The following is a 24,351-nucleotide window of genomic DNA, read 5'->3' on the forward strand; positions in this document are numbered from 1 at the left end:
GGCCCGGTCGTTTGCAGGTTTCCTGGCGCGGGTGAACCTGATTCTGCTGGTGCACAACCTCATCCGCAGCCGTCTTCTGCTCAGGATGGCGGGGGTGGAAGGGTAGACTGCAGGTAGCACACGAAGGGATGAGATGATTAAATCGGGTATGACCGATAAAGAATTCGGAGAGCTGGCTCGAGCCCTGCGGAAGCGGATGACCCCCGAAGAGCGCATGCTGTGGAAACGGCTCGCGCGCAACCAGCTTGGGGTCGCTTTCCGTCGTCAGGAGCCGATGCGGCCCTACATTGCCGATTTCGTTTGCTTTGAAAAGCGGCTGATTATTGAGCTGGACGGAAGCCAGCACGCGGGTAGCGAACACGACAAGGCCAGGGACGCCTACTTCGAGGAGCGCGGTTATAAAACCCTTCGTTTTTGGAACTGGGAGGTCAGAAACAATATAGAGGGCGTGCTCGAGGTCATAAGGCGGGCGTTTGAGGAAAGTTAGCCCTGGCTCTTTTTTGCCTCGAGGGCGCTTATGCGTCGGCCATCCCGCCTCCCCCCTTGAGGGGGAGGGTAGGGTGGGGGGCGTGAGCGCTGCGCTGGGCCTAAAGCTTAGCGCTCGAGCCGCTGACGAAATGGGTGAAAACCAAGGCATCTTCACGCTTTCACTTCCCAAACTTCGGAATTGCGTGCTCGGTGAGTGGCAGAGCGATGTGCTTGAGCTCGGTGTAGAACTCCAGGCTGTGCTCGCCGCCCTCGCGGTGGGTGCCGCTCATCTTGACCCCGCCAAAGGGGGTGGGCAGGTGCCGCACGTTGTGCGAGTTGATCCAGGTCATACCGGCCTCCAGGTGCAGGGCCATGCGGTGTGCCCGGGCCACGTCCCGCGTCCAGACGTAGGAGGCCAGGCCGTACTTGGAGTCGTTGGCCTTTTGCAGGGCGTCGGCCTCGTCCTTGAAGGGGATGACGGTCAGGATGGGGCCAAAAATCTCCTCCTGGGCGATGCGGTGGTGGTTTTCGGCCACGAACAGGCCGGGCCGCACATAGTTGCCTTCGGTGCCCACCCGCTCACCGCCGAAGATGTGCTGGGACTCCTGCTTGCCAATTTCCACATAGCCCAGTACGCGCTGTAGATGCTCGGGGTGGATCAGGGGGCCCACCTCGGTCTCGGGCTCGAGGGGATGCCCCACCTTGACCCTGGCGGCCCGTTCGGCCACCCGTTGCACGAACTCTTCGAAGGTGCTTTCCTGCACCAGCGCCCGCGAGTTGGCGGTGCAGCGCTCGCCGTTGAAGCTATAAATCTGGAAGACGGTGGCGTCCAGGGCCCGCTCGAGGTCGGCGTCCTCGAAGATGATGGCGGGGGATTTTCCGCCGAGCTCGAGGGAGAGCCGCTTGAGATGCTCGGCGCTGTTGCGGGTGATGAGGCTGCCGGTGGTGGTCTCGCCGGTGAAGGCGATTAGGGGAATGTCCGGGTGGCGCACCACCGCGTCGCCGGCCTCCTCGCCGAAGCCCTGCACCACATTAAAGACCCCCGGCGGCAGATCGGCTTCCTGCACGATCTCCGCCAGCTTCCAGGCGGTCAGGGGCGACCACTCGGCGGGCTTCAAGACCACCGTGTTGCCGAAAGCCAGGGCCGGGGCAATGCGCCAGGTGGAGAGCATCATGGGGGCGTTCCAGGGGGTGATGATGCCACAGACCCCAACCGGTACGCGAACGCTGTAGTTGAGCCACTCGCCGTCCACCGGGTAGCTGCGCCCGTCCATGGCCCGCTCGGCGTACTCAGCGTAAAAGCTAAAGTTCTCGGCGGCCCGCGCCACCTGAGCCCGCACGATTCGCAGGGCCTGCCCGGCGTCCAAGCACTCCATCACCGCCAGCTCGTCGCCGTGCTTTTCCAGCACCTCGGCAATTTTGAGCAGGTATTTTTTGCGGGTTTTGGCGCTCTGTTTCCACCTGGGAAAAGCGGCTTTGGCAGCCTTGGCGGCCCTGTCCACGTCCTCCGCGTGGCCCCTGTAGGCGTAGGCCAGCACCTGGTTGTTGGAGGGGTCGAGGCTCTCGAACAGCTCGCCCCGCACCCCCGGCACAAAGGCCCCATTGATGAAGTGTGTTACGGTCTGGGTGGCAATTTTGTCCCGCACCTGCGCGATGAACTCAGGGCGGATGGCCTGGGTTTTCTCCGATACCTTCATAGCACCACCGACCTGTCCCCTTCCTGCGAAATAATCGGCTCGGCTTCCTCGGTCTCCCACTCGATGGGGTTTTCCAGCGCCCCCAGCCCTTCAATCTCCATGCGCATGAGGTCGCCGGGGTGCACCTGGGAGATGCCCTTGGGCGTTCCGGTCAGGAGCACGTCGCCCGGCTCCAGGGTCATGAAGCGGCTGATGAACTCGATAATCTCCGGTATAGAGAAAATCATGCCCTGGGCGGTGGCCTCCTGGCGCAGCTCGTTGTTGACATAGGCCCACATGCGCAGGTTGTGGGGGTCGGCAATCTCGTCGGCGGTGACGTAGAAGGGCCCCAGCGGGCCGAAGGTGTCCCAGCCCTTGCCCCGGATGGGGGGGCGGAAGGTGTTGGTCACGTAGTCGCGCACCACCAGGTCGTTGGCGATGGTGTAGCCCCCCACGTAGTCCAGGGCGTCTTTGGCCTTGACCCGGCGGGCGTGGCGTCCCATAATCACCGCCAGCTCGCACTCGAAGTGCATGAACCGGGCCCCCTGGGGGTAGATGACCGTGCCCTTGTGGGGCAGCAGGCTGGTGTTGGGCTTCCAGAACAAGGCCGGCTCGCTGGGGCGCTTGAGGCCAAACTCGTCGGCGTGCTCGGCAAAGTTCAGGGCCAGGGCGATGACCTTGCCGGGCTCAACCGGGAGCAGCCACTGCACCGCATCGGGGTGGTGGGCCTCACCGGCATGGTCGAGCAGCAGGCCGTCTTGGAGATACCCTTCCAGGGTGCGGCCTTTGGAGATAAAGCGGGCGCGTTTCATATTTTACCTAGGCCACGGACTCAGACATACTGCTTCCCTGATGGATCGGGCAGCATTTCACGGCCTTTTTGCTCTGAAGCGATCAGGCCGTAGGACTCGGCCATGCGGCGCAGCCGGGCCTCGACCTCGGGGGTGGTGGGGCCCAGGGGTTCGCGCCATTCCTTCTGGCACAGGCCCATCCAGGACAGCACGGTTTTGAGGGGAATGGGGTTGGTGTCCCAGAAGACCGCGTCGTTGGCCTCGAGGCCGTGGTAGTGGAGCTCGAGCGCCTCCTTGAAGCGGCCCTCCAGGGTGAGCTGGCACATCTGGGCGGTCTCCTTGGGCAGCCAGTTGGCTGTGGCGGCGATGGTGCCCACCGCCCCCACGCACATCATGGGGAAGGTGAGGGCCTCGAGACCGCAGTACACGTTAAAGTCCCGCCCCACCCTGCGCAGCAGCTCCGAGACGTACTCCACGTCCTTGGAGGAGTGTTTGAGGCCCACCACGTTTTTGAAGTCCCGCCGCAGACGGGCCACCGTCTCGATCTTAATCTCGACCCCGGCCCGGCCTGGAATGTTGTAGAGCACGATGGGCATCTCCGGCACGGCCTGGGCCACCTGGCCGAAAAACCGGTAGAGCCCCTCCTGGTTGGGCTTGATGTAGTAAGGCGTGATGACCAGCGCCCCCTGCGCCCCCATCTTGTAGGCCGCCTGGGTGATCTCCAGGGTCTCGTCGAGCCGCAGGCTTCCAGTTCCGGCCAGCAGGGGTACGCGCCTCCGGATAAACCGCAGGGCCAGCTCGATCAGGTACTTGCGCTCTTCTACACTCAGCGTGCCCGGCTCGCCGGTGGTACCGCCCACGCTCAGGGCGTGGGAGCCTGCCTCAATCTGCCGCTCGATAAGCCGCTCGAGCGCGGCTTCGTCTATTGCACCGTTCTTGAACGGTGTCACCAGGGGTACGATGCTGCCTTTGAACTCGACCATTGCACTCCTTTACCGCTATGTGAGCCAGGCTATAAAAAGCGTCTGAGTTACTTAATATATTAAGTAAAATCTCATTGTACTTTGCAAGCCAGGGTACAATTGTCCCGATTCGAGGAACCCCCCAATGTCTGCATCCACTCCCAAAGACCCCTCCAGCCGGTTGCTCCGCGACCTCACCCACTCGCTGCCCATGGCCCTGCTGCGCACCCGCGAGGCGGTGGTGCAGCGGTTCCGTATCGTACTCAGCCGGCGTGGTCTCACTGAGCAACAGTGGCGTATTTTGCGGGCGCTGGATGGACACAAAGGGCTGGAGATATCCCTGCTGGCCGAGCAGTGCCGGATTCTTTTGCCCAGCATGACCGGCATCTTGCGGCGCATGGAACAGCGGGGCCTGGTGCGGCGCTATGCCAACCAGGCCGATGGCCGCAGCATTCGGGTGCGCCTGACCGAGACCGCGCAGGCCCTGGTGGAAGAGATCAAGCCCGAGGTGGTGGGGGTGTATGCCGAGATTGAGCGCATTCTGGGCCAGCGCAAGCTCGAGCAGCTCTATGCCCTGCTCGAGAAGCTGGAAGCCGGCCTGCTCGAGGGCCAAGGTTGAACCAGATTTGGGATGGAAGCCCGCCAAAAAGTGAGGCGGCGCGGGCTTTCGGTGCGAAGTGCGCTAGGACTGCGAGGTGAGGGTCTCGAGCCAGGTTTTGCTGCTAGGGGGCTCGAACTCCTCGCGCAGCATCCCGAACAGGTGGACGTCTTCTTTGATGCCTTGCCGGGTTTCGTGCTGGCGCAAAACCCCTTCCCGCCTGAAGCCCAGCTTCTCTAGGAGGCTCAGCATCCGGCCATTGGAGCTGTGGACTTCAGCGGTGATGCGCTCCAGGCCTAGCTCGGTAAAGCCGTGCTCGAGCATCTGCAAGCCAGCAGCATACCCCACCCCCTGCCCCCGGTGGATCTCATCGCCAATGGCGATGCGCAATCGAGCCCGCTTCTCCAGTGGGTTTACTTCACGCAGATCCACGAACCCCACCAGATGGCCCTCGGGGTGCTGCGGGGCGGTGACCACAATTCCTTTACGAACTAGGTCCACCGGGGGGTTGTTGAGTAGGCGCACAAACCAGTCCTGCAACTGCTCGGCGGGCAGCCCCACCGGCCAGCCGTTGGCCAGGCAGAAAGCCTCGTCGCGGCTCCACTCGAGGACGCGGGCTAGGTCGCTCATGACCAGTGTGCGCAAATACACTCCCAACATCCTCCCTACCTTACTACCCCTTGCACCATTACAGGGTGAATTTCACCCGAATTTACGCCAGGTAATCGGCTTTTATGCCCTGTTCACGCCAAATACCTTTGCTGAGAAACGTTGAGGAAATCGTTGGAGTAGATAGGGGTGTTTTGACGGCTCGAGCCCTGCGCGCTACCCTTGAGGGGTTGTGCTAACCTCGAGGCCCCAGATACTGCTGCGTTTGAGCGAAGGTGAAAAATCCTTTGGCGAGCGAATTTTGTTCAAAGGGGCTGCCTTGTGGTTGGAGCCGCGTGAGCGGGCTGTTTTGATCGGGCCAAATGGAGCTGGCAAAAGTACCCTATTTCAGGCGCTAAGCGGACGCTTGCCCCTCGACGGGGGCAAACTGTCGAGACCCCCGGCCATCAGGCTGGTCTATCTGCCACAGGATTTTCGCCCCACTGGCTCGACCGTCTACGCACTGGCCCATGCAGTAACACCCTTGCACCGGGCCGAACTGGAACTGCAACACACCCCGCCCGAACGTGTGGGCGAAGTATGGAACCGTATCCGCGAACTCTCCTTCTGGAAAGGGCGCTTGGCCCGTACCCTCGCCGACTTTGGCTTGGGAGCGCTGTGGGAGCAGCCAGCGGAAAGTCTTTCCGGGGGTGAAGGGGTAAGGCTGGGACTGGCCATGGCGTTTCTTTCAGATGCCCAGGTCTTGCTGCTGGATGAGCCCACCACCCACCTGGACTTGCGCATGCGTTTGCGCCTGGAAGAGATGCTGCTTGGTTATCCCGGCGCGGTGGGTTTGATCTCCCATGACCGTGCGCTTCTAAGCCGGGTTGCTACCACGGTCTATCACCTTGAAGCAGGCCGCTTGTTTCGGATTGCGGGCGGCTATTCGACCTATTTGCAAGAACGCGAACGCATCCGGCGAACCCTGGAAAAAGCCCACCAAGAAGCACAGAAAGAGCGCAACCGTTTGTTGCAAGCGATACCTGATCGCAGGCGGCCTGGTTCGGATCGCCGGGCCAGCGAGAAAGCCTTGCTGCAAACTAGGGCCGAGCGCATTCAAGCGCCTGATCCACTTCCCCCCGAGCGCCGTTGGAGCCTAGAAATCGCCGCTGAAGGGACACCGAAGTTGGTGCTCGAGGCCAAAAACCTGGAAAAATCGTATGGCACGGAGCAGGCCGCGCGGAAAGTAATCCGCCAGGCCACCCTGCGCATCTTCCGGGGCGACCGGATCGCGCTGCTGGGCCCCAACGGGGCAGGCAAAACCACCCTGCTGCGCCTGCTTTTGTCCAGGGAACTGCCCGACGCTGGCGAGCGTACCCTGGGCTACGGGGTGAGCACGGCCTACCTCGACCAGCACTACCACGGCCTCGAGCCCGACCTGCCCCTCTTCGCCCAATTCGCGGCGCGCTTTGGCGAAGCCCGCGCAGCGGCCCTGCTGGGCCGGATGGGCTTCAGGCCGCCCCACTGGAACGATGCCCCCCGCAGTTTTTCTGGCGGTGAGCGGGCCCGGGCAGGACTGGCTTTGCTGGGCGCTTTGCGGGCCGGTCTGTTGGTGATGGACGAGCCCACCAACCACATCGAACTCGAGCTTCTGGAGGCCCTCGAGCGGGCCCTGGCCGACTACCCCGGAACCTTGCTGTTCGTCTCCCACGACCGGGAGCTGGTCAAAAAGATAGCGACCCGTTTCTGGGGCTTAGAGGATGGGGTGCTGGTGGAATACCCCATCTATGCCGAGGCCGAGGCCGCCCTGCTGGGCAAACCGGCCTTGCGGCTCGACCCCTATGGCGAGGTGGCCCTGGAAGAAGAACCCCCCAACGAAGCACAAGACCTCGAGGCCCTGCGCATGGCTCTGCTCGAGCGCTTGTACGAACCCCACCAGACCGACCGCGCCCGCCTGCGGCTGCGCGCCGACCTGCTGGCGCTGGAAGAGGCGCTGTACCGGCAGTATGCCCATGAGTTTTTTCGGCCCCACCCCTACCGCTACCGGGTGCGGCAGGAAGGCCTCGAGGTGTTTGCCGAGGAAGAGCTGGGCCTGTGGCAGTTCTGGAGCCGCGAAGAGACGTGCTGGGGGCAGCTCGCCGGTGGGGTGCTGGTGCTGGAAGACCCACCCAGCCCTAGGCTCTTGCGGGCGGTTTTGCGGGTTGCCTTTGAGCTCGAGGGCGTCCAGGTGATGCGCGTGGGCCGGCAAAGCTACGGCCGTAGCAGCTACTTGAAGCTGTTCGCAGGGTTCGAGGGGGCTGCTCCAGCTAGCAACAAGTGCCCGTCTCCTCGCAAGCGGCGCAATGCCAGCCGGTCCGCGCCCAAAACCTGATTTTTTACCCCTGCGCCTCGCGCACCTGGCGCTTGATGCGGGCCAGTACGGCCTGTAAGCCCCTGAGCCGCAGGGGGGTGATGATTTCTTCCAGCTTGGCGAGGGTATAGAAATCTTCCGGTACACCCAGCACCGCCTCGGGCGTCTCGCCCTCCAACCCCTCGGCCAACAGCCCGGCAAAGGCCCGCACGGTGGGGGCCTCTTTGGGGGCGTCGAAAAACAGGTGTACCTGATGGCCCTCGAGCTCGGCGTGCACGAAAAAGGGCGTGGTGCACTCATGGACCTGCTCGAGCTTGCCCTGCATCCCTTCCGGTAGGGGGGGCATTTTTTTGGCAAACTCCAACAACATCTCGGTCTTGATGACTTTTGGGGCACTTCCCAGCGTCTGCACAACGCTCCTAAGTTTGGGGGGTAATTGAGCAAGGCGTTCTTCGGCAGTCATAACCGCTAGCCTATCGGATACCCGATGGGGGGTCTAGGGCTTTGTGCACGATGCAAGGGGCTATGTGCCCTGCTGCACCAGCTTGAACAAATCCCGGCCTAGGTCGGCGTAGTTGCGCACATGCCCAGCCTGGTTGCCATAGGTCAGGTACAGCACGCGGTGGATGGCCTGAGCGGCCTCCTCAGCGGTGCGGACGAGCGCCAGCCGCTCGATGATTTCCGCCACCACCGGCCCATAAAGCTGCTCTGGGGGGGCCAGCTCGCCCATGCCCAGGGGGTCGTAGATCTGCAGGTAGGTTTGCACCCGTGCGGCCAGGTCTTGCATACCAACAGCATACCGGGCGAACCACGGGGTTCTTCCGGTCTTACGGTTACGGCGCTGAACTCACCGTGAAGTTGGCGCTCTCACCCAGCGACAAATTGAACTGGCCCGCAACGATGGGCGGATCGTTGGCGATGTTGCTGCTGGCGGCATACACTTCCACCGCGTACTGGTCGTTGGTGTTGAGGCTCAGGCTGCTGAAGGTGGTGCTGAGCGAGGTGACCCGTGTGCTGGCCACCACGTTACCGGTGGTGCGGTTGACCAGCCGTGCCAGGAAGGCGCCGGCGCCCGCTACCTGGTTCCAGGAAGCCGTAACCGAACGGGTGGTGGGGTTGTTCCCAATGCTGACGGCGGGCCGGGCTAAAGTGCTGCTGGCGTCTACCTCCACCGAGACCTGCTCGGTCTGGCCGTCTACAAGCGCGGAGAAGGTATAGGTGCCGCTGCTCAGGGTGGGGCCAGCGTTCCAGCCTACCTGCCACCACACCCCCGAGGGGGTGCGGGAGGTGGCGCTCTGTAGGGTGATGCTCTCGCTGTAGCCGCCCGGCCCGCTAACATTTACCGTAATGCTATTGGGCTGCTGCTGGGGGCGCAGCACCAGTAGATACGACCGCCCGGTGGTTGCGGCGTTGTAGGTTCCGATAGAGGCCTGAAGTTTGGCTTGGGGCGGGCTCGAGCACCCACCCAAGAGACCCAACATTGCGATTCCGGCGAGCAGATAGTGTTTCACTCGTCACCTCGAGCCCGTAGACTAAAACAAGAATGTGAGAGCTGCCCAACAACGCCCTCATTTCATCGTTCAGATTCAGGTAGCAAGTTTGCTCGACTCCGGCACGTTGTACTTGAAAACCTTGATCCGGTAGCCGTTGGGGTCACGGACAATGAAGCCATAGGGGCCTTGCTTGTGCCGGTACTCCTCGCGCAAATCCCGCTCGATGGAAGTGTGAAGGCTCACCCGCGAGAACCGCTCATCAACCGCTGCGAAGTTCTCTAGCTCCAGACCCAAGTACACCAGCGCCGAAGGGTCGGGGGCCTCGTCCACGTGGTCGAAACGCAATACGAAGCCTTCGGCTAGGTTGACCCAGAGGTGGCCGGTCTCGAGGTTGACGCGTATGTCGGATAGCCCCAGTACCTCGGCATAGAACGCAATGGATGCCTCGAAGCGGTTCGTCCTGAGGGCGATGTGCTGCATCCGATCCATCTCGAGGCTAGTGTAGCATCAATTCGGGTATAGAAAAGCAGAATAAACCTGTCGGCACGGCAGACTCACGCCTAAGCCTCCCCTACGGGGTAGGGGAGGTACTGGCTGTCCTTCGGCCAGCTAGGAGGGGTGGGTTCCGAGGTCGTCCATGCAATCTGTGATGGCATGGACTGGTGCGGAACAAACCCCGCCCTACCCACCCTTATGCGGTAGGGGTGGACTTTACGATGCCGGTAGGCTGATTGACGGGTTTTCAACCTTCGGCTCAGCTTTTTCAGCTTGTTGGAAAACTTCAAACTGACGTTATTGTAACAGAAACACCCGACCGAGCGGTCGGGTGTCCGGCGGCTCCTGAGCTCCGGCTTTAGTCCAGAAAGTCCCGCAGCTTGCGGGTGCGCGACTCGTGGTACTTGAGTTTGCGCAGGGCTTTGTTTTCGATCTGGCGGATGCGCTCGCGGGTCACCCCGAAGTAGGCGCCCACCTCTTCTAAGGTGTGCTCGCGCCCGTCAATCAAGCCCTTACGTAGCTTGAGCACCATAGCCTCGCGCTCGGAGAGCTTGCCCAGGGCCTTTTCCAGTTCCTCCGAGAGCATGCTTTGGGCGGCGGAGTCCACCGGCGAGGCCATGTGTTCATCGGGGATGAAGTCGCCGTAGAAGCTGTCCTTCTCGTCGCCGATGGGGGTTTCCAGGCTCACCGGCTCCTGGGCGATTTTGAAGGTTTCCTCTACCTTTTTGGCGTCCCAGCCCGGCCCCATGGCCTCGGCAATTTCCTCGTAGGCGGGTTCGCGCCCCAGTTCCTGCTGCATCTGGCGGGCGGTGCGGGTCAGCTTGTTGATGGTCTCCACCATGTGCACCGGAATGCGGATGGTGCGGGCCTGGTCGGCGATGGCCCGATTGATGGCCTGGCGAATCCACCAGGTGGCATAGGTCGAGAACTTGTAGCGGCGTTTGTACTCAAACTTCTCCACCGCACGAATCAGGCCCTGATTGCCTTCCTGGATCAGGTCGAGGAAGGAGAGGCCGCGACCGGTGTATTTCTTGGCGATGCTGACCACCAAGCGCAGGTTGGCCTCGATCAGGTGCTGGCGGCAGATTTCGCCGTCACGGGCGATATGCAGGTGGCGTTTGACCATGCGATCCAGAGCCCGCAGGCGGGCATCCACCGCCTGGACGGTATCGGGGTCTATGCGCAACTCAGTGCCGGGGATATTGGAGACCCGGCTGCTGCCCTGCACTTGGCTGCGTAAAACATGGCGGATTAGCTCGGCTTCTAGGCCGGTCTCCTCGGCCAAGCGTTGGGCTGCCGCAACACCATCCTCGACGCGACGGGCTAGGTCAATCTCTTCTTCCAGGGTCAAGAGGGGCACCTGCCCAATCTCGTGCAAGTATTGCCGTACCGGATCGGAAGTCGAGATACGAGGCAGGGGCAGGTCGTCTTCGATTTCTTCCTCGGCCTCCTCGACCGGGAGTGTGCCCAGAGCAAAGTCGGGCTCGAGAATCTCGATGTCCTCGAGGTCGCCCTCCAGTATCTCCTCGCCTATCTCCTCATCCAGTGGTACGGCCAGCTTCCCAGCCTTGGGGGTGGGAGGCACCAGCTCATCAAGGTCGGGAGTTGCCTCGAGGTCGTCCACCTCGGCCATCTCGATCTCAGGGGCCTCGAGCTCATCCGCATCCAAGGCTAGATCTTCGCCCTCCAACAGATCTTCGTCTTCCTCGAGGACAGCCGTGCTCTTGGGCGAGGTTTTGGCGGCCGGCTTGGTGGGGGTTGCTCCGGTCTTGGGTTTTGAGGCTGCGGGTACCTTGGCGGTGGCTTTGGCCTCGGGTTTGGAGGCTACCTTTGGTTCGGGCTCAGCGGCTTTGCTTTCGGTTTTTGCAGCGGTTTTGGCTGGAGCTGGTTTAGTAGCTGCTTTGGCTTTGCGGGGGCTGGGGGCTTCGGCTTTGGCAGGTGTTTTGGCAGCGGCCTTGCCCTTGCGTTCGGGCATGGTGGGGGCTTTAACCGATTTGCTGTCGGGTTTAATTGCAGATTTAGTTGGCGTTTTAGGCATAGGTTTGAGCGGCGTTTTGGCAGGAGCTTTGGCGACAGGTTTAGGGGCGGGCTTAGACACAGTTTTTACTTTCGGTTTGCTCCCAGGAGTTTTTGCTGGCCTAGCAATGGCTTTGCCAGGCTTAAGCGCGGGCTTTGCAACGGGCTTGGGTTGTGGCTTGGTGGGTTTTGCTTTGGATTTGGCCTGGGTGGCTCCTTTGGCGGAGGGCTTGAGGGCTGTTTTGCTTCGAGCAGAAGCTGCCTTCTGTTGGGGGCTGGCCTTGCGAACGGGTTGATGCTTGCTGGGTGCCTTGGCCTTCACGGGTGTTGTGGGTTTGGCCTTGGCCGCAACCTTGCTTTGCAGCTGGGTTTTTGCCTTGCCCACAAGCTTATCCTTGCCGGGCTTGGCTGCTGTTTTGGCGGTGGTCTTGAGCTGGGGTTTGGTGGTTTTGAGCGGCTTGGCGAACGCTTTACTCTTGCCAGCAGTTTTGCTGGCAGAAGCCTTGGCTTTAGCGCTGGATGAAGCAGCCTGCTTCTTGGCGAGGGGCTTTTTGACCTTGGCGGCAGAGACCACCGCTTTTCCCGCACGAGTGCTCTTGACTGTAGAAGGGGTACTTTGTCCTTTTTGTGCACGAAGTGTGCTCCGTCCCGAAGGGGATCGTCCTGCAAGTGTACGGAGCTCGCTCCGTCCCGAAGGGGATCGTCCTGCGGGTGCAGGGAGCTTGCTCCGTCCCGAAGGGGATCGTCCTCTCGCGCTTGTGGCGGTCTTGGTCTTGCTCAAGCGGTTCACCTCCTGAGGGAAGGGCCGGAGGCCCCCGGCAATGCCGGTACAGCAGGGTCAGCCTTTGTGGGCCAGCAGAACTTTGTGGCTATCCACGGCCAGGGTACGTACGGTGGCAAAACGAGCCTCGAGCAAAGGTTCATAAGGAAGGAAGCGGTTTGCCACCAGATAAAAGTTCCCGCCCCTCTCCAGGCGGGCGTAGGCTGCTTCGACAAATGCGGCGGCGGTTTCTAGCACGACAAGGCCCCCCACGTGAAACGGGGGGTTCGCAATGATTGTAGTGAAGGTATGGCTGGGTGTCAAGGCTTCGTCCACATCGGAATGCAGCACTACGGCGCCCTCGCCCAGATTCCGCCTGGCAGAGAGCACGCTGGGCCAGTCATCTTCAAGCAGGGTCAGGCTCTGGGCACGCGCCTGCAAGGGGCGGCTGAGCGCGCCATACCCCCCGCCAATGTCCAGCACATGGCCCGGTGCAGCGGGCAGTTCTTGCAGCAGGAGGGCGCTGCCGGGGTCTATGTGTCCGCCGGAGAAAACCCCTGGCAGATAAGCAAACCGCAGGGTTTCGCCACGAAAATTCCAGACAAACGACTGCCATACCTCGGGCAGTTCACCTGTGGGTTTTTCCTTCTCCAGCACCGCAACCCGTAGCGGCCCGGCCCTCCCGGCCAGCAAGCCAAAACCCAGCAGTTCTTGGGCCCGCTTGAAATAGTGCTCGAAGCCCTTATCCTTGCTGCCGGCTATCCACAGCCGCCCTCCTGGGCGCAAGGCCCGGGCGGCCCCCAACAGCGACAACTCCACGTACTGGGTTCCCCGGTTGGCGGGCAGTACCATCGCCACCAGGTCCACCGAGGCGGGCTCGGTTTCCCAGGGCAGCCCCCTTGTTACCCTGAGCAAGTTGCCAAAACTGGCCTCGAGACAGCGCAAAGAAGCCCTCGAGGTTTCGATGGCCTGCACCGCCAGCCCCAGCCGATGCAAGGCGTGGGTGACGAGTCCGACGCCCGGATTCAGGTCGAGGGCATCTTCCCCGTGAGGCTCGAGGTAGCGTGCCAGCAGCTCGTAGGCGGGGTCGGCCAGACCACGGGCGCCCGGCTTGGTGTATAGGTGCCCTCCGGGAACCGGGGTCTGGCGTAGGGTGTGGTATTCCTCGAGGGTCATAGGTAAAGCGGCTCGATTTGCTTGTGCCCGGCCTTCAGTCGCTCTGCGCCCAGCCTTGCCAGGGCCATGCCGGAGGGGGGCTCGTCCAGGGAAAATAGACCCCGAGGGTGGAGTTCTGCCAGCTTGCTGCGGCAGGGTGCCCGCAGGGTTGTCAGCTTGCCTTCCTCCGAGTGGTACTGAGCGCTGTAGCAAAGCCCATTGCGGGTCGTATGGGCCACCGTCACCTGACCCTGATAGCGCAACGCCACCGCCCCCTGGGTATCCACGCCCACCACAGGAATGTCCAGGCCACGGGCCAGACCCAGCCCTGCCGCAATGCCCACCCGCATTCCGGTGTAGGAGCCGGGCCCTTGCCCCACGGCAATGCCCTCCAGTTCTTGGCGCCATATCCCATTTTCCTGCAGAAACTGCTCGAGTTCGCCCCACAACACCTCGGCATGGCGACGTCCCAGGCGGATGGCCCGCTCGGCGTGGGGTAGGCCCAGCACCAAATAGGGCGTGGCGGTATCCAGGGCAAGCACCAGCACCCCAGGAGTATAGCAATGGCAGCGGGCGCGGGGCGCGGGTTTTGGTTGCTATGAGCGAAAGGCGATGCCCATCGCTCCAGTTCGGGTGCTGTGCGCACCGCCTGAGCGTGCCCGCAGATGGGCCAGCCGCCGGGATTTGACAAACTCGCTATGCGGCAGCTTAGACTTGGGGCCATGAAATTGGCAATTGTGGGCGTGGGCAAGATGGGCAGGAGCATTTTGGAGGGCATTTTGCGGGCGGGAATGCTCGAGGCCTCCAGTATCGGGGTTTTGGATACCCCCCAGCGAACCCTCGAGGTTGCTGGCGAGTTCGGCGTCAACCCTTTACGCTTTGACGATCTGCGCAAATGCGAGCGAATTTTGCTAAGTGTTCAGCCCAAGGATATTGCCACCCTGGCCCCCCAGATTGCCCACCCCAATACGGGTTACATCTCCATCATGGCGGGGGTATCCACGGCAGTGCTCTCGCGTCGCCTGGGAACCCGGCGGGTGGTGCGCTGTATGCCCAATCTGGCCGCCACCATCGGTAAAAGCTCGACGGCCATCACCGCCCCTCGCGAGGCCGAGGAAGCGGGGGATGTGGAGTTCACCCGCGCCCTGTTTGCTACCGTAGGGGATGTCTATGATCTGCCCGAGCGCCTGTTCGATGCCTTCACCGGTATGTCGGCCTCGGCCCCGGCCTATATTGCGGTGGTGGCGGAGGCCCTGGCCGATGGCGGGGTCAAGCAAGGCATCCCGCGGGCCCAGGCCCTGCAACTGGCCGCCGATGTGCTGATCGCCACCGGAGAACTCCTCAGAAAAAAGCACCCCGCGGTGCTCAAGGACGAGGTGAGCAGCCCTGGCGGCACCACCATCCACGGTCTGGCCGCCCTCGAGGCCCGTGGGGTTCGCGCCGCCCTGATCGAAGCAGTGGAGGCGGCAACCTTGCGTGGCCACGAACTGGGCAGGGAAGAGTAATCGCCCACCTGCCATTGCGGGTTCGGGCCGAATGCACCATGTGATTTTCCGAGCGGTCGTAGCATAGAGGAGATGAAGCGCTTCCTGACCCTCGGGCTGCTGCTGGTGGGGGTGCTGGCCGCACCGACGGCTTACTACCCCTACGGAATCGGTTATTCCTGGACATACTCCTCCGGCATGGAGCAGGTATTCACCCGCGAACAAAACGGCATGCTGGTGTTCGAGCGCCGGCTGGCAAAACAGCCGGTGAGCGCCGACCTGCTGCGCTACACCCCAGATAAAGGGGTGTTGTTGGAAGGATTAATCGTGGGACAAGCGGTACAACGCTACAATCCTCCTTTGCAGTTGTACCCGGCCCCTCCATTGGTGCTGGGGCAGGAATGGGGTGGTCGTAGTAATTTTGGCGGCCAGAGCGTGGCTTTGCTGGGCAAAGTTTTGCGCATCGAAGGGGTGAGTGTCCCTGCAGGCCGCTTCAACGCCTATGTCATTCGTACCTCTACCGTTACCAGCGGGGGGGGTAGCCAGGTGATGGAGATTTACTTTGTGCCAGGGGTGGGCATCGTTCGCTATGCCACGCCGGATGGTGGGACGGTTGACCTGGTGAAGTTCACTGTGCCTAAATAAGGTATGGAACTGCAGATAGTCAAGGTGGAGAAACCGGAGAACCTGAACGTAATCCTGGGCCAGAGCCACTTCATCAAAACCGTCGAGGACCTGCATGAGGCCCTGGTCACGGCGGTTCCGGGCATCAAGTTTGGACTGGCTTTTTGCGAGGCCTCCGGTAAGCGCCTGATTCGCAAGACCGGTACTTCCGACGATCTGATTAGTCTGGCCGTCCAGAATGCCCAGGCCATCGGGGCGGGCCATTCCTTTTTTATCGTGCTGGGGGAGGGCTTTTTCCCCATCAATGTGCTTCACGCGATTAAAGCCTGCCCAGAGGTGGTGCGAATTTTCGCGGCGACGGCCAACCCGCTTTCCGTTATCATGGCCGAACAGGACGACCAGCGTGGAATTGTAGGGGTTCTGGATGGACACAAGCCCCTTGGGGTAGAAGGCCCGGAAGACCAGCAGTGGCGCAAGGAAATCCTGCGTCGGTTTGGCTACAAGGTAGGGTAGAAAAGCACCCTTCGCGCGTCGCTGGCCTGACCAGAAAGGCTACTTGCGGCGCAGGCAACAGTGGCTCCCTTTGGGGGCGGCTATGCTTTAGAAGCTATGTTGAACGTTGGCGATGCCGCTCCCAACTTTACCCTGCCCGACCAGGAAGGCAAGCTCCATACCCTCGAGGATTACCGGGGACGCTGGGTGGTGCTTTATTTTTATCCCAAAGACGATACGCCGGGCTGCACCAAGGAAGCCTGCAACTTCCGCGACGAAAAAGGGCGCTTAGAAGAGCTGGGGGCCGTGGTGCTGGGTGTTTCTGCTGACGATGTGGAAAGCCATGGAAAGTTTCACAGCAAGTATGGCCTCAACTTCCCCCTCTTGTCCAACCCTGCCAAAGACATGATTCAGGCCTATGGGGCCTGGGGCCGTAAGAGCTTTATGGGCAAGGAATATGAAGGCGTCCTGCGCTACACCTACCTGATTGACCCCAAAGGTTACGTCGCCCAAGTCTGGCAGAAGGTCAAGCCCGACGAACATGCTGCCGAGGTGGCCGACGCCCTGGTGGAACAGCAAAAGCAAGCTGTATAAGGCATGGCTGACCCGAGAATATCGCTCTGACTAACGAGCGATCTGCTGCATGGTTGATGCAAATTCTGTAATCTAATTGAGCTTGCCTTATTGGGATGGCCTAGCACATCTATGAATAACCTGGATAGCTATAAGCAACAAGCGGCCCTCGAGGCCGTCAAGTATGTGCAATCGGGCATGGTGGTGGGGCTGGGTACGGGCTCTACGGCCAAGTATGCGGTGATGGAACTGGGCCGCCGCCTGCGGGAGGGGGAGTTATCCCGCATTGTGGCGGTACCCACCTCGGAAGCAACGGCTATGCTGGCCCACGATCTGGGGATTGCCCTGGCAGAGCTCGAGCCCCAGGGGGTAGACATAGCGATAGATGGGGCCGATGAAATCGCACCTGATCTTTCGCTCATCAAAGGTTTGGGAGGGGCCTTGCTGCGGGAAAAGATTGTCGAGGCCAGTGCGAAAAAGTTTATCGTAATTGCCGACCACACCAAAAAAGTGCCCCAACTGGGGCGTGGGGTGGTGCCGGTAGAAATTGTGCGCTTTGGCTACCGTGCAACCCTCGCTGCTTTGTCCCGGATGGGCCAGCTCTGCCTTCGCATGGATGGCGACGAGTTTTTCTACAGCGACGGCGGGAATCTGATTGTGGATGTGCAGTTTGGTCCGATTGCGAACCCGGCGGGCCTCGAGGCCGAACTCAAGCGCATACCCGGCGTGGTGGAAAGCGGGCTTTTTGTGGGTCTGGCCAGCCTGGCGATTGTAGCCGGGCCAGAGGGGCTGGAGTACCTGGGCGGGGTTCCAGATCCTTCGGGCTCCACCTAAAACCCGGTCGTGCGTGCGGTTTATGCTTGCCAAAACCCAGCCATGGCGCCTAAAATACTCGTTGTGAAAGGGTATTGGTTCATTGCCCGAATGATGCGAATGTCCCGACGATAGCAGCCAGGTGGCTATCGGCGGGGCGCACGTGCGCCCCCGTTTTTTTTCAGCCAGTTCCATCTCCCACAGCACGAGGCTTGGAGCAACCCAGGTTCAAGGAGCAACCCATGAGCAAAATCTTTTATGAGACTGCCGCTATTGACTACTCCAACGCGGCCCCCCATATCGGTCATGTCTACGAGAAAATCATCTGCGATTTTCTGGCCCGGTTTCATCGCCTGGACGGATACGATACCAACTTCGTCACCGGAACCGACGAACACGGCGAAAAAATAGCCCGTGCGGCCAAGAACGCCGGACAGGAACCCCAGGCTTTTGTGGATTATGTGTCCGAGCAGCTCTTCCAGCCCACCTACCAGCGCCTGCACATCAGCTACGACGACTACATCCGCACCACGTCCGAGCGCCACAAGCGCTACGTGCAGGAAATCCTGCGCAAGGTCTACGAGGCCGGAGATATCTACTATGCCGAATACGAAGGGCTTTACTCGGTGGGTTCCGAGCGCTTCGTGACCGAAAAGGAACTGGTGAATGGCCTTCTACCGGGTGACTCCGATCCCCCCATCCTGCGGAAGGAGGCCAACTACTTTTTCCGCATGGAAAAATACCGCCCCTGGCTGCTGGAGTACCTGGCCGAGCATCCCGACCTCATCTTGCCCCAGGCCTACCGCAACGAGGTTCTGGAGATGCTCAAGGAGCCCATTGGCGACCTTTCCATCTCCCGCCCTAAAGACCGCGTGCCCTGGGGTATTCCCATCCCCTGGGATGAAAACCACGTCACCTACGTCTGGTTCGATGCGCTCCTGGCTTATGCCTCTTCGCTGGCAAGCCGGGGTGTATTCGAAAAGTACTGGCCCCATGCCTGGCACGTCATCGGCAAGGATATCTTGAAGCCCCACGCCATCTTCTGGCCGACCATGCTCAAAAGTGCGGGCCTGCCCATCTACAAACGGCTGGTAGTTCACGGTCACATCCTGGCCTTGGATGGGCGCAAGATGGGCAAGAGCCTGGGCAACGCCATAGATCCGCTGGCCTTGCTGGACAAGTTCGGTGTGGACGCGGTGCACTATGCGCTGCTGCGCGACACCACGCTGGGCTCGGATAGCCCCTTTGGAGAAGAGGTGGTGGCACAGCGCCTGAACTCGGATCTGGCCAACGACCTGGGCAACCTGCTGTCTCGAGTCCGCACCATGCTGCTCAAGTACTGCGGTGGCGTTATCCCTGCCCCCTCCTCACCCGATTCCGAGGTGGCACGGGCCGGGGTCGCGCTGGCCGAGAAGGTGCGCAAGGAGGTAGATGCCCTGCGGATTCACCTGGCACTGGAGGAGGTGCTTCAGTATGTGCGCAGCCTCAACAAGTTCATCAACGATGCCAAACCCTGGGAGCTGGCCCGTGATCCAGGCAAGAAAAAGGAACTCGAGGACGCCCTCTATACCGCAGTGGAAGGCTTGCGCATTGCCAGTGTGCTCCTAGAGCCGGCCCTCCCGACCAAAGCCAAAGAACTGCGGGCCGCTTTGGGGCTCGGTGACTATACCATTGCCCAGACCGAGACCTGGGGGCTTGCGCCTGCCGGGACGCGAATCCCCGAGGATGCGCCCATCCTTTTTCCCAAGCTCGAGACCAGGGCTTCAGGTCAGGAGGCCAAGGCAGAAAGCCCGAAGCCCGCATCGGCTTCCAACCCCGAGTCCTCACCGGCCAACGGGCAGATCACCATTGACGAGTTTGCCAAGGTGGAGTTCCGGGTGGCCGAAGTGATCAAGGCCGAGAAACACCCCAAAGCCGACAAACTGCTAGTGCTCACGCTGAACGTGGGCGATCACACCCGACAGGTGGTTTCCGGAATTGCACAGTACTATACTCCCGAGAGCCTGGTGGGTAAGAAACTTGTGCTGGTGGCCAACCTGAAGCCGGCTGTCTTGCGGGGGGTGGAGTCGCAGGGCATGATTCTGGCCGGTGAAAACGCCGAAGGTAAGATTGTGGTGGTCACGCCCGAGCAGGATCTTCCGCCCGGCGCGAAGGTGCGCTAGGGGCCAGGGTAAAGCCCCCCGTTGTTTGCGTTTCACAACGTTGCCGGGAACAACCTGCTCACGCTACTGGGCGCTTTCCAGGTCGGGCCGCAGGCGCACGGCCTCGCGCAGGTAGACGTGCTTGACCTGCTTTTGTGGAAGGTCGGTATTCCAGAGCATCAACACCCGAATGACCCGGGGGAGGGCTCCGGGAACCGGAATTTCGCGGGAGTTGATGAGGGGAACCATCTGCATGCCCAGTTGCCGGGCTGCCTCGGCGGGGAAAGCCGCGCAAAGGTCGTCGGTCAGGGTAAAGATCATGGCTCCGATGGTATCGAAATCGGTAATCTGGTTGGCCTCGAGCATCATTTGCAATAGCTCGCGGGTGGCACTCAGGATGGCCTCCCGGCTGTCTTCCTCAACGGTGATGGCGCCGCGTACCCCTCTGGTCATCGTCTGGGATTCTAACCCCGGCTTGCCCTTTGCGCCTAGACCTGCTATAGTGCAAGGGTTGATAGCACGGCAAAATCCGTGCCCAGGAGAGAGCATGAAAGAGAAAATTCACCCCAAGCTGGTTCCCTGCAAGATCATCTGCAACGGCCAGGTGGTCATGCAGACCTACAGCACCAAACCCGAAATCCACGTCGAAGTTTGGAGCGGCAACCACCCCTTCTGGACGGGCCAGCAGCGCTTTGTAGACACCGAGGGCCGGGTCGAGAAGTTCCAGAAAAAGTTTGGTGGCAGCTACGGCAAGAAGGCTGCTAAGAAGCAGTAACCCCCCTTGGTAGTGGACAGGTGAACGGGTGTTCACCTTTTTTTAGGCCTCGAGGCCCCGCAGAAGCAGTTGCCCAAGCCAAAACCCCCGCAAGCTCACGATCATACGCATTCCGGCAGTATCGTTCACTTTTGAAAGCCTAAACGATGCTGCTGGAGTGCACTCCTACTCCCTTCGGTCGGCTCTAACCCTTCACCTTTGATTACACCCTCAGGTGAAGGGTTCAAGCGGAGCCGGTATCAAACGTAGGCAGGGGTGGCCGGTTACGATATGCTAGGCCGCGAATATGAGCTTGCCCCATCTTCCACATCACCAGGGTTGGATTGAAGTTGTGGTTGGGCCGATGTTCTCGGGAAAATCGGATGAGCTAATTCGCCGTATCAAGCGGGCGTTAATTGCCCGGCAGCGGGTTTTGGTGTTCAAGCCGCGTATAGATGACCGCTACCACCAGACCGATGTCTTTAGCCACGATGGCAGACGGGCCGAGGCCATTCCGGTGCGCGACTCAACCGAACTGCGCGCCTACCTAACCGAACCCCTGCCCGATGTGGTAGCGGTGGACGAGGCGCAGTTTTTCGATGCGGGCCTGGTAGGGGTGGTTTTGGAACTGGCCGATAAGGGCGTGCGGGTCATCTGCGCGGGGCTGGACATGGATTTTCGCGGGGAGCCGTTCGGTATCATTCCCGACCTGCTCACCAGGGCCGAGTATGTGGAAAAGCTATATGCGGTGTGTCCGGTGTGTGGGGCGCCAGCAACCCGCACCCAGCGTTTTGTCAACGGCAAACCGGCCCGCTACGACGACCCGGTCATTCTGGTAGGAGCCAGCGAGGCTTACGAGCCACGCTGTCGAAAGTGCCACACGGTGGTGACCAAAGAGGTGCAGGAGATACTTTGAATCGGCGCCCTACTTTTTGCGCTTGCCGGGCACTTTGCTGGCTTTTTGCAGCACCAACTCCAGCACGCCGCCCTTCAAGCTGGCCTGGGCGCTGTTGGGGACGATGGCCTCGGGCAAGGTCAGGGTGCGGCGGAACTGGCCGGTGGGGCGTTCCTGGCGTGTATAGTTGCCCTCGAGGGGGTGCCGCACGCCGGCCAGGGTGATGGTCTGGCCCTCTTCGTGAAGCTCGAGGTCTTGGTTTTTGACGCCGGGCACATCTACCAGAATGCGGTATTGTTTTCCCTCGTCGAGCACATCCACAGCCGGAACCCACTCACCAAAAACTTCTTGGGAGGAGAACCGCCGCGATAGCTCGTCGAGTTGCTGGCGGATGGTTTGTAGACGCTCAATGGCGTCGAAGCGCTCGATGGTCATAGCCTCGAGAATATCATGATTGCTGCAGTGGAATAGGGCTTATGCGAGGTACAAAGACACCCAGCCACCCGATACCGGTACTGACCGGCCCAACGGCAACCGGCAAAACCGAACTGGCCCTGCGCCTGGGGCAGAGGTATCCAATGGCGGTGGTTTCCGCCGATGCCAGCATGGTGTACCGGGGGATGGATATCGGCACCGCCAAGCCCAACGCCGCCCAGCGGCAACAGGTCAGGCACTACCTGATAGACCTGCTCTTTCCCAGTCAAGCCTTCAGCGTATCAGACTATCTTCAGCATGCGGAAGAGGCCATTCAGGAGACCCTCGAGCAGGGCCAGATTCCTCTGGTCGCGGGTGGAACGGGCTATTACATTCGCGCCTTGTCGGAAGGGCTTTTCGAGTTGCCCGAACCCGACCCATTGCTGCAAGCCGAACTGTGGAAAGTTATCGAGGCCAAAGGTATCGAGCCGTTGCTGGCCGAGCTCGAGGCCAAAAGCCCCCAGGACGCCCTGCGGGTGCAGCGCAACCCCCGCCGCATCGTGCGGGCTGTGGAGGTTCTGCGCCGCACCGGCATTCCTCCCGCCCAGATTCCCAGGCGTGCGCCCCGGTTTCGTTACAAAAAACTGATTTTGTGGCCGGCCTGGGAGTGGCTCGAGCCCCGTCTCCAGGCGCGGGTCGAGCAGATGTTCCAGCAGGGTCTGGTGCAGGAGGTAGAAGCGTTGCTGGCCGCCTATCCACAGATGCCCACTGCACTGCAAAGCATTGGCTACAAAGAGGTCGCGCTTTACCTGCAAGGAGCATGTACCCTCGAGGAAGCCCAACAATCGGTTCTGCGTGCGACCCGGGCCTATGCCCGCCGCCAGTACACCTGGTTTCGCAAGGAACCCGGCGAGGTAACCTTCGTGCCCAGGGGGGGCGAGGAAGCCTGGGCCGAGGTGCGCACCTGGTTTGATACCGGTTCCGCTTGAACCCTTGACCCAAAGGTGAAGGGTTCAAGCCGACCGAAGGGAGTAGGAGTGCATTCCGGCAGTATCGTTTAGGCTTTCAAAAGTGAACGATACTGCCGGAATGCGTATGAGGGGGTCATGGAAGCCTTTTTCGACTCAGCATGAAGCATCTCGACATACGGGGCTTGGTCGGCTTTATCATGGGGCGGTATGTTGGCGCAGGAAATCGTGCAAAGTGTGCAGGCGGGTAAACTATCGCCCAGCGAGGTAGTACAAGCCTATTTACAGCGGATCGAGCAGCTCGAGCCCAAAATCCACGCTTTTATCCGCTTGAACCCCCAAGCCCTGCAAGAAGCCCAAACCGTCGAAAAACGCCTTGCGGGTGGAGAAACCCTACCGCTGGCGGGTGTTCCGATTACCATCAAGGACAACATCTGTACAAAAGGCCTGGAGACCACCTGCGGCTCGAAAATTCTGGCTTCCTTCATCCCGCCCTACAACGCAACCGTGATTGAAAAACTCCGCCAGGCGGGGGCTATTGTGGTTGCCAAAGCCAACATGGACGAGTTTGCCATGGGCTCTTCCACCGAATACTCGGCCTTTGGCCCCACCCGCAACCCCTGGGACCTGGAACGGGTGCCCGGAGGCACTTCGGGCGGGTCGGCGGCTGCAGTGGTGGCCGATATGGTACCGGTGGCGCTCGGAACCGACACCGGGGGCAGCGTGCGCCAGCCCGCCGCGCTGTGCGGGGTGTATGGCTTCAAGCCAACCTATGGGCGCATCTCTCGCTACGGGGTGGTAGCTACGGCCAGCAGCCTCGATCAGGTGGGCACACTGGCACGTTCCATGGGGGATCTGGCCCTGTTGACCAATGTGGTGAGCGGCCATGACCCTAAAGACAGCACCAGCCTCGAGGCTTCTCCGCAGTTCGGCGACGCTTTGCGGGGTTCGGTGCAGGGGATCACCATTGGTATTGTCAAGGAAGCCCTGGCGGTGGGCAATTCCCCGGGGGTTCTGGAGGCCATCGAGCGCTTCCGAACGGTGATGGAAGGGCGGGGAGCCCGTTTTGTGGAGGTCAGCATACCCACCCTGGATTACGCCCTGGCGGCCTACTACATCGTCAACACCGCCGAGATCAGTTCCAACCTGGCCCGCTACGATGGAACCCTCTATGGCCTGCGGGTGCCGGGTAAAGATAGCCTGGATACCATGATGCAAAGCCGCGAACACGGTTTGGGGTCCGAGGTTCAGCGGCGTGTCCTGATGGGAACCTTCGTGCTTTCCTCGGGCTACTACGATGCCTACTATGGCAAAGCCCTGCGGGCCAGAGCCAAGCTCAAAGCCGATCTGGATGCAGCATTGAGTAAGGCCGACCTGTTGCTCACACCCACCAGCCCCTTTCCTGCCTTCCGTTTTGGCGAAAAAACCAGTGACCCCCTCTCGATGTACCTGGCCGATATCGATACGGTGGCCATCAACCTGGCCGGTGTACCCGCGATGAGCATTCCCGCAGGCTTTGAAGGTTCGCTACCGATTGGCATCCAACTGATTGGTAAGCCGCTACAGGACGAACAAATCTTCACTACTGCCTATGCTTTTGAAGAATCCACCGAGCGAGCCTACGCTCGGGTAGCCCCTTTGTAAGGGTCGGGTATTTGGCCCAGGGAGGTAACTTAACGTTAAGGCGTTAATATCTGTGAAACTCTGTCATATCCCTTCGTGTGCTACCTGCAGTCTACCCTTCCACCCCCGCCATCCTGAGCAGAAGACGGCTGCGGATGAGGTTGTGCACCAGCAGAATCAGGTTCACCCGCGCCAGGAAACCTGCAAACGACCGGGCC

Annotated in this window: 26 protein-coding genes; 13 read left to right on the forward strand and 13 right to left on the reverse strand. The window is 61.0% G+C overall.

All coding sequences use genetic code 11. The features are described 5' to 3' along the window. Positions 1 to 148 precede the first annotated feature (148 nt). On the forward strand, positions 149 to 487 hold the full coding sequence (locus WKI89_RS15950; RefSeq protein WP_337871288.1) for an endonuclease domain-containing protein: 339 nt from the start codon (positions 149 to 151) through the stop codon (positions 485 to 487). Positions 488 to 647: 160 nt separating this feature from the next. On the opposite strand, the gene hpaE is transcribed toward WKI89_RS15950, so the two are convergent. The 3 genes from hpaE to hpaI are packed head-to-tail and all read right to left on the reverse strand — an operon-like array spanning position 648 to position 3,918. Then, positions 648 to 2,165, reverse strand: coding sequence for a 5-carboxymethyl-2-hydroxymuconate semialdehyde dehydrogenase (gene hpaE, locus WKI89_RS15955; protein WP_337871290.1), 1,518 nt, complete (start codon positions 2,163 to 2,165; stop codon positions 648 to 650). Continuing rightward, positions 2,162 to 2,956 carry a fumarylacetoacetate hydrolase family protein gene (locus WKI89_RS15960; RefSeq protein ID WP_337871292.1) on the reverse strand — a complete coding sequence of 265 codons (795 nt, stop codon included), beginning with the start codon at positions 2,954 to 2,956 and terminating at the stop codon, positions 2,162 to 2,164. The genes hpaE and WKI89_RS15960 overlap by 4 nt, the downstream gene beginning before the upstream one ends. A 20-nt stretch (positions 2,957 to 2,976) precedes the next feature. After that, positions 2,977 to 3,918, reverse strand: coding sequence for a 2,4-dihydroxyhept-2-ene-1,7-dioic acid aldolase (hpaI, locus tag WKI89_RS15965; protein WP_337871294.1), 942 nt, complete (start codon positions 3,916 to 3,918; stop codon positions 2,977 to 2,979). Between the two features lie 124 nt (positions 3,919 to 4,042). On the opposite strand from hpaI, the gene hpaR reads away from it, so the two are divergent. Continuing rightward, a complete protein-coding gene (hpaR, locus tag WKI89_RS15970; protein ID WP_337871296.1) occupies positions 4,043 to 4,516 on the forward strand; it encodes a homoprotocatechuate degradation operon regulator HpaR in 474 nt (157 codons plus the stop codon). A gap of 63 nt (positions 4,517 to 4,579) precedes the next feature. Here the strand turns inward: hpaR and WKI89_RS15975 are convergent, their stop codons facing one another. Continuing rightward, a complete protein-coding gene (locus WKI89_RS15975) occupies positions 4,580 to 5,155 on the reverse strand; it encodes a GNAT family protein (protein ID WP_337871298.1) in 576 nt (191 codons plus the stop codon). Positions 5,156 to 5,336: 181 nt separating this feature from the next. Between WKI89_RS15975 and WKI89_RS15980 the strand changes: the two genes are divergently transcribed. After that, the gene (locus WKI89_RS15980; RefSeq protein WP_337871299.1) at positions 5,337 to 7,454 is read left to right on the forward strand and encodes an ABC-F family ATP-binding cassette domain-containing protein; all 2,118 of its coding nucleotides are present in this window, start codon (positions 5,337 to 5,339) and stop codon (positions 7,452 to 7,454) included. 4 nt (positions 7,455 to 7,458) lie between these two features. Here WKI89_RS15980 and WKI89_RS15985 read toward each other — a convergent pair whose 3' ends face one another. The 7 genes from WKI89_RS15985 to tsaB form a co-directional block, all read right to left on the reverse strand. After that, the gene (locus WKI89_RS15985) at positions 7,459 to 7,896 is read right to left on the reverse strand and encodes a SufE family protein (RefSeq protein WP_337871301.1); all 438 of its coding nucleotides are present in this window, start codon (positions 7,894 to 7,896) and stop codon (positions 7,459 to 7,461) included. A gap of 60 nt (positions 7,897 to 7,956) precedes the next feature. Then, positions 7,957 to 8,220, reverse strand: coding sequence for a DUF1871 domain-containing protein (locus WKI89_RS15990; protein WP_337871303.1), 264 nt, complete (start codon positions 8,218 to 8,220; stop codon positions 7,957 to 7,959). Between the two features lie 46 nt (positions 8,221 to 8,266). After that, positions 8,267 to 8,944: a hypothetical protein gene (locus WKI89_RS15995; RefSeq protein WP_337871305.1), complete on the reverse strand. Its 678-nt coding sequence runs from the start codon at positions 8,942 to 8,944 to the stop codon at positions 8,267 to 8,269. Between the two features lie 75 nt (positions 8,945 to 9,019). After that, a complete protein-coding gene (locus WKI89_RS16000; protein ID WP_337871307.1) occupies positions 9,020 to 9,415 on the reverse strand; it encodes a VOC family protein in 396 nt (131 codons plus the stop codon). 364 nt (positions 9,416 to 9,779) lie between these two features. Continuing rightward, positions 9,780 to 11,396 (reverse strand): RNA polymerase sigma factor RpoD, encoded by a 1,617-nt coding sequence (gene rpoD / locus WKI89_RS16005; protein WP_337871308.1) that lies wholly within the window; start codon positions 11,394 to 11,396, stop codon positions 9,780 to 9,782. Positions 11,397 to 12,275: 879 nt separating this feature from the next. Beyond that, positions 12,276 to 13,373: a methyltransferase gene (locus tag WKI89_RS16010; RefSeq protein ID WP_337871310.1), complete on the reverse strand. Its 1,098-nt coding sequence runs from the start codon at positions 13,371 to 13,373 to the stop codon at positions 12,276 to 12,278. Beyond that, positions 13,370 to 13,900 (reverse strand): tRNA (adenosine(37)-N6)-threonylcarbamoyltransferase complex dimerization subunit type 1 TsaB, encoded by a 531-nt coding sequence (gene tsaB, locus WKI89_RS16015; RefSeq protein WP_337871312.1) that lies wholly within the window; start codon positions 13,898 to 13,900, stop codon positions 13,370 to 13,372. Before tsaB ends, WKI89_RS16010 begins: the two co-directional genes overlap by 4 nt. Before the next feature lie 174 nt (positions 13,901 to 14,074). On the opposite strand from tsaB, the gene proC reads away from it, so the two are divergent. From proC to metG, 6 genes are all read left to right on the forward strand, one after another. Continuing rightward, the gene (gene proC, locus WKI89_RS16020) at positions 14,075 to 14,857 is read left to right on the forward strand and encodes a pyrroline-5-carboxylate reductase (protein WP_337871314.1); all 783 of its coding nucleotides are present in this window, start codon (positions 14,075 to 14,077) and stop codon (positions 14,855 to 14,857) included. Positions 14,858 to 14,929: 72 nt separating this feature from the next. Continuing rightward, on the forward strand, positions 14,930 to 15,481 hold the full coding sequence (locus WKI89_RS16025; RefSeq protein WP_337871316.1) for a hypothetical protein: 552 nt from the start codon (positions 14,930 to 14,932) through the stop codon (positions 15,479 to 15,481). 3 nt (positions 15,482 to 15,484) lie between these two features. Further along, positions 15,485 to 15,973: an adenosine-specific kinase gene (locus WKI89_RS16030; RefSeq protein WP_337871318.1), complete on the forward strand. Its 489-nt coding sequence runs from the start codon at positions 15,485 to 15,487 to the stop codon at positions 15,971 to 15,973. A 96-nt stretch (positions 15,974 to 16,069) separates the two neighbouring features. Continuing rightward, entirely contained in the window at positions 16,070 to 16,546 is a 477-nt protein-coding gene (bcp, locus tag WKI89_RS16035; protein WP_337871320.1) for a thioredoxin-dependent thiol peroxidase, read from the forward strand. A gap of 111 nt (positions 16,547 to 16,657) precedes the next feature. Beyond that, on the forward strand, positions 16,658 to 17,359 hold the full coding sequence (gene rpiA, locus WKI89_RS16040) for a ribose-5-phosphate isomerase RpiA (protein WP_337871322.1): 702 nt from the start codon (positions 16,658 to 16,660) through the stop codon (positions 17,357 to 17,359). A gap of 221 nt (positions 17,360 to 17,580) precedes the next feature. Then, complete coding sequence (gene metG / locus WKI89_RS16045) at positions 17,581 to 19,500, forward strand: methionine--tRNA ligase (RefSeq protein WP_337871324.1); 1,920 nt, start codon at positions 17,581 to 17,583, stop codon at positions 19,498 to 19,500. 63 nt (positions 19,501 to 19,563) lie between these two features. Here the strand turns inward: metG and aroH are convergent, their stop codons facing one another. After that, complete coding sequence (gene aroH / locus WKI89_RS16050) at positions 19,564 to 19,932, reverse strand: chorismate mutase (RefSeq protein ID WP_337871326.1); 369 nt, start codon at positions 19,930 to 19,932, stop codon at positions 19,564 to 19,566. Positions 19,933 to 20,026: 94 nt separating this feature from the next. Here aroH and rpmE point away from each other — a divergent pair, with 94 nt between their 5' ends. Together rpmE and WKI89_RS16060 are read left to right on the forward strand one after the other, a co-directional pair. Then, entirely contained in the window at positions 20,027 to 20,254 is a 228-nt protein-coding gene (gene rpmE, locus WKI89_RS16055; protein ID WP_337871327.1) for a 50S ribosomal protein L31, read from the forward strand. A gap of 292 nt (positions 20,255 to 20,546) precedes the next feature. Next, complete coding sequence (locus WKI89_RS16060) at positions 20,547 to 21,149, forward strand: thymidine kinase (protein WP_337871334.1); 603 nt, start codon at positions 20,547 to 20,549, stop codon at positions 21,147 to 21,149. Positions 21,150 to 21,158: 9 nt separating this feature from the next. Here WKI89_RS16060 and WKI89_RS16065 read toward each other — a convergent pair whose 3' ends face one another. After that, entirely contained in the window at positions 21,159 to 21,563 is a 405-nt protein-coding gene (locus tag WKI89_RS16065; protein WP_337871329.1) for an Hsp20/alpha crystallin family protein, read from the reverse strand. Positions 21,564 to 21,604: 41 nt separating this feature from the next. Between WKI89_RS16065 and miaA the strand changes: the two genes are divergently transcribed. Together miaA and gatA are read left to right on the forward strand one after the other, a co-directional pair. After that, on the forward strand, positions 21,605 to 22,531 hold the full coding sequence (gene miaA / locus WKI89_RS16070) for a tRNA (adenosine(37)-N6)-dimethylallyltransferase MiaA (protein WP_337871331.1): 927 nt from the start codon (positions 21,605 to 21,607) through the stop codon (positions 22,529 to 22,531). A gap of 189 nt (positions 22,532 to 22,720) precedes the next feature. Further along, positions 22,721 to 24,154: an Asp-tRNA(Asn)/Glu-tRNA(Gln) amidotransferase subunit GatA gene (gene gatA, locus WKI89_RS16075; protein WP_337871333.1), complete on the forward strand. Its 1,434-nt coding sequence runs from the start codon at positions 22,721 to 22,723 to the stop codon at positions 24,152 to 24,154. Positions 24,155 to 24,351 lie beyond the last annotated feature (197 nt).

This window comes from Meiothermus sp. (genome assembly GCF_037443965.1).
Taxonomy (GTDB): domain Bacteria; phylum Deinococcota; class Deinococci; order Deinococcales; family Thermaceae; genus Meiothermus.

What these genes read in the sequence shown, in the direction of transcription:
- hpaE (WP_337871290.1), bottom strand. Translation starts at nt 2,165, where the DNA reads ATGAAGGTATCGGAGAAAACCCAGGCCATCCGCCCTGAGTTCATCGCG.
- hpaR (WP_337871296.1), top strand. Translation starts at nt 4,043, where the DNA reads ATGTCTGCATCCACTCCCAAAGACCCCTCCAGCCGGTTGCTCCGCGAC.
- gatA (WP_337871333.1), top strand. Translation starts at nt 22,721, where the DNA reads ATGTTGGCGCAGGAAATCGTGCAAAGTGTGCAGGCGGGTAAACTATCG.
- WKI89_RS16065 (WP_337871329.1), bottom strand. Translation starts at nt 21,563, where the DNA reads ATGACCATCGAGCGCTTCGACGCCATTGAGCGTCTACAAACCATCCGC.
- WKI89_RS15990 (WP_337871303.1), bottom strand. Translation starts at nt 8,220, where the DNA reads ATGCAAGACCTGGCCGCACGGGTGCAAACCTACCTGCAGATCTACGAC.
- rpoD (WP_337871308.1), bottom strand. Translation starts at nt 11,396, where the DNA reads ATGCCCGAACGCAAGGGCAAGGCCGCTGCCAAAACACCTGCCAAAGCC.
- WKI89_RS16010 (WP_337871310.1), bottom strand. Translation starts at nt 13,373, where the DNA reads ATGACCCTCGAGGAATACCACACCCTACGCCAGACCCCGGTTCCCGGA.
- rpiA (WP_337871322.1), top strand. Translation starts at nt 16,658, where the DNA reads ATGAATAACCTGGATAGCTATAAGCAACAAGCGGCCCTCGAGGCCGTC.
- bcp (WP_337871320.1), top strand. Translation starts at nt 16,070, where the DNA reads ATGTTGAACGTTGGCGATGCCGCTCCCAACTTTACCCTGCCCGACCAG.
- miaA (WP_337871331.1), top strand. Translation starts at nt 21,605, where the DNA reads ATGCGAGGTACAAAGACACCCAGCCACCCGATACCGGTACTGACCGGC.
- metG (WP_337871324.1), top strand. Translation starts at nt 17,581, where the DNA reads ATGAGCAAAATCTTTTATGAGACTGCCGCTATTGACTACTCCAACGCG.
- WKI89_RS16030 (WP_337871318.1), top strand. Translation starts at nt 15,485, where the DNA reads ATGGAACTGCAGATAGTCAAGGTGGAGAAACCGGAGAACCTGAACGTA.
- WKI89_RS16000 (WP_337871307.1), bottom strand. Translation starts at nt 9,415, where the DNA reads ATGGATCGGATGCAGCACATCGCCCTCAGGACGAACCGCTTCGAGGCA.
- hpaI (WP_337871294.1), bottom strand. Translation starts at nt 3,918, where the DNA reads ATGGTCGAGTTCAAAGGCAGCATCGTACCCCTGGTGACACCGTTCAAG.
- WKI89_RS15950 (WP_337871288.1), top strand. Translation starts at nt 149, where the DNA reads ATGACCGATAAAGAATTCGGAGAGCTGGCTCGAGCCCTGCGGAAGCGG.
- rpmE (WP_337871327.1), top strand. Translation starts at nt 20,027, where the DNA reads ATGAAAGAGAAAATTCACCCCAAGCTGGTTCCCTGCAAGATCATCTGC.
- WKI89_RS15960 (WP_337871292.1), bottom strand. Translation starts at nt 2,956, where the DNA reads ATGAAACGCGCCCGCTTTATCTCCAAAGGCCGCACCCTGGAAGGGTAT.
- proC (WP_337871314.1), top strand. Translation starts at nt 14,075, where the DNA reads ATGAAATTGGCAATTGTGGGCGTGGGCAAGATGGGCAGGAGCATTTTG.
- WKI89_RS16025 (WP_337871316.1), top strand. Translation starts at nt 14,930, where the DNA reads ATGAAGCGCTTCCTGACCCTCGGGCTGCTGCTGGTGGGGGTGCTGGCC.
- WKI89_RS15985 (WP_337871301.1), bottom strand. Translation starts at nt 7,896, where the DNA reads ATGACTGCCGAAGAACGCCTTGCTCAATTACCCCCCAAACTTAGGAGC.
- aroH (WP_337871326.1), bottom strand. Translation starts at nt 19,932, where the DNA reads ATGACCAGAGGGGTACGCGGCGCCATCACCGTTGAGGAAGACAGCCGG.
- WKI89_RS15975 (WP_337871298.1), bottom strand. Translation starts at nt 5,155, where the DNA reads ATGTTGGGAGTGTATTTGCGCACACTGGTCATGAGCGACCTAGCCCGC.